This window comes from Mycobacterium sp. E3198 (assembly GCF_001667015.1).
Classification (GTDB): domain Bacteria; phylum Actinomycetota; class Actinomycetes; order Mycobacteriales; family Mycobacteriaceae; genus Mycobacterium.
On the sequence record NZ_LZIS01000039.1, the window covers coordinates 1 to 2,845 of the forward strand.

Below are 2,845 nucleotides of genomic sequence, written 5' to 3' on the forward strand. Positions count from 1 at the left end.
GATCGAACCGGAAGCGCCGACGATCATGCCCGCCACGATCATCGCGGTGTTGTTCAGCGCCAGACCGGCCGCGGCGGCCGACAGCCCGGTCATCGCGTTCAGCAGCGAGATGACCACCGGCATGTCGGCGCCGCCGATGGGCAGCACCACCATCAGGCCGAGCACACCCGCGGCGGCCAGCAGGCCGACCATCCACCACAGCGACACCCCGCCGGTGCCGGGATGCGCATCCAAGCCGATGACCACCGCGGCGGCCACCGCGCCGGCCAGCAGCAGCAGGTTGATCGGTTGCTGCGCCTTGCCGAAGCCGATCGGTGATCCGGAGATGATCTCCTGCAGCTTGCCGAACGCGATGATCGAACCCCAGAACGAGATCGACCCGATGATCGCGGCGAACAGCGACGCCACCACGATGTGCACGGTCGGCGACTCGCCGTGCTGGAACGCCGAAAAGCCGCTCGTCTCAATGAATTCCGACAGCGCGATCAGCGCGACCGTGCCGCCGCCGACGCCGTTGAAGAACGCCACCAGCTGCGGCATGGCGGTCATCTTCGTCAGCCGGGCCGGCGGCACGCCGAGCGCGACGCCCACGACGAGGCCGGCGATGATGAGCACCCATGACTCGGTGTGCCGGATCTTGATCAGGGTCGCACCGACCGCGATGGCCATGCCCACCGCGGCGATCAGGTTGCCCCGCACCGCCGTCTTCGGGCCGGTGAGGCCCATCAGGCCGTAGATGAAGAGCGCGAACGAGATGATGTAGAGAACGGTGACGAGGTAGTTCATTTCGCCGCCGGCTCCTCAACCTTTGCCGGGGCGCGTTTTTTGCCCTTGAACATGCCCAGCATCCGGTCGGTGACGATGAAGCCGCCGATGACGTTCAGCGTGCCGAACACGACCGCGACGAACAGGATGATCTGCACGGCGAGCGACGGGTGCTCGACTTCCCCGAAGACCACCAGCGCACCCAGCACCACGATGCCGTGAATGGCGTTGGTGCCCGACATCAGCGGCGTGTGCAGGGTGTTGGGCACCTTGGAGATGACCGCGAACCCCACGAACCCGGACAGCACCAGGATCGCCAGGTTCGCCAGCAGTTCGTCGTACATCTACGCGTCCTTCCGATCGCGGGTCACGCACGACTCCGCGATCACTTCGTCGTCAAAGTCGGGCGCCAGCTTGCCGTCGGTGATCAACAGGTCCAGCAGCGCGGTGATGTTCTTGCTGTAGAGCTCGCTGGCGTGCTCGGGCATGGTGGCCGGGAGGTTCAGCGGCGACGCGATGGTGACGTCGTGCTTGACCACCGTCTTGCCGGGTTCGGTGAGCTCGCAGTTGCCGCCGGTCTCCCCGGCCAGGTCGACCACGACGCTGCCCGGCTTCATCGCCTCCACGGCCGCGGCGGTCACCAGGCGTGGCGCGGGCCGGCCCGGGACGAGCGCGGTGGTGATCACCACGTCGAATCCGCTGATCGCGTCTTCCAGGTGCTTCTGTTGCTGGGCCCGTTCGTCTTCGGTCAGCTCGCGGGCGTACCCACCCTCGCCGGCCGCCTCGATTCCCACGTCCAGCCACTGCGCGCCCACCGAACGCACCTGGTCGGCCACCTCGGGACGCACGTCGTAGCCGGTGGTGCGGGCACCCAGCCGCTTGGCCGTGGCGAGCGCCTGCAGCCCGGCGACCCCGACGCCGAGCACCAGCACGGAGGCCGGCTTCACGGTGCCCGCCGCCGTCGTCAGCATGGGGAAGAACCGGGTCGATTCGGAGGCCGCCAGCAGCACGGCCTTGTAGCCGGCCACGTTGGCCTGCGACGACAGCGCGTCCATCACCTGCGCGCGCGAGATCCGCGGGATGGCCTCCAGCGCGAACGCCTGCACACCGGCTTGCTTGAGCGCGCCGATCGAATTGTCGGCATCGCGCGGCGCCAGGAAGCCGATCAGCGTCTGCCCGCTGTGCAGCCTCCCGACCTCGTCCGCCGTCGGCGGTGCCACCTTGACGACGACGCCGGCGGCCCAGGCGTCGCCGATGCTGGCCCCCGCTTGGGTGTAGAGCTCGTCGGGAAGCAGCGCGCCCTCGCCCGCGCCCGCCTCGACCACCACCGCCACACCGCTGTCGACCAGCGCCGCGACCGCCTTGGGGACCAACGCGACGCGCCGCTCGTCGGTCCCGGACTCGGCGACCACCCCCACCGTCGTCTGCGCATCTGTCATGGCGCCTACATCCACTTCCTTATGTCTTTGGCTTGCCGCAGACACCCTATCCGGTCACCAGAGCGGGATCTCCTGGCCGTGCTCCGACGCCGGGCGCGGGCCGAAGTAGCGGCGCTCGGACTCGTCGATCGGGACGTCGTTGATGCTGGCCTCGCGGCGCGCCATCAACCCCGACGGGCTGAATTCCCACAACTCGTTGCCGTAGCTGCGGTACCACTGGCCGCTGTGATCGTGGCACTCGTACTGGAACCGCACGGCGATGCGGTTGTCGTGGAAATCCCACAGGCTCTTGCGCAGCGAATAGTCGAGTTCGCGCTGCCACTTGCGGGTCAGGAACGCGACGATCTCGGCGCGGCCCACGACGTGTTCGCCGCGGTTGCGCCATTGCGAGTCGGGCGTGTAGGCGAGGCTGACCCGTTCGGGATCGCGGGTGTTCCAGGCGTCCTCGGCCGCCTGGACCTTCTGAATCGCCGTTTCGTAGGTGAACGGGGGTAGCGGGGGGCGGGACTCGGTCATGACGTACATCGTGCTCGACGGCGATCGCGACGCATAAACCCCTGCGGCGACACGCCGCGTGGATTCATACGGTCAGTGCAACATCCGTGATTTGGGAGGTTGCCGTGCCGAGTGGATATCCGTTT

4 protein-coding genes are annotated in these 2,845 nt (G+C 68.0%); all 4 read right to left on the reverse strand.

Features of this window, described 5'->3' with window-relative positions; all coding sequences use genetic code 11:
- Positions 1 to 786 (reverse strand): NAD(P)(+) transhydrogenase (Re/Si-specific) subunit beta (locus A5673_RS04920; RefSeq protein WP_197518295.1); only part of this gene is annotated, 786 nt, incomplete at its 3' end.
- Complete coding sequence (locus A5673_RS04925; RefSeq protein WP_068227731.1) at positions 783 to 1,109, reverse strand: NAD(P) transhydrogenase subunit alpha; 327 nt, start codon at positions 1,107 to 1,109, stop codon at positions 783 to 785. The genes A5673_RS04925 and A5673_RS04920, both read right to left, overlap by 4 nt.
- The gene (locus A5673_RS04930) at positions 1,110 to 2,204 is read right to left on the reverse strand and encodes a Re/Si-specific NAD(P)(+) transhydrogenase subunit alpha (RefSeq protein WP_068227734.1); all 1,095 of its coding nucleotides are present in this window, start codon (positions 2,202 to 2,204) and stop codon (positions 1,110 to 1,112) included.
- Positions 2,205 to 2,258: 54 nt separating this feature from the next.
- On the reverse strand, positions 2,259 to 2,720 hold the full coding sequence (locus A5673_RS04935) for a nuclear transport factor 2 family protein (protein WP_068227736.1): 462 nt from the start codon (positions 2,718 to 2,720) through the stop codon (positions 2,259 to 2,261).
- Positions 2,721 to 2,845 lie beyond the last annotated feature (125 nt).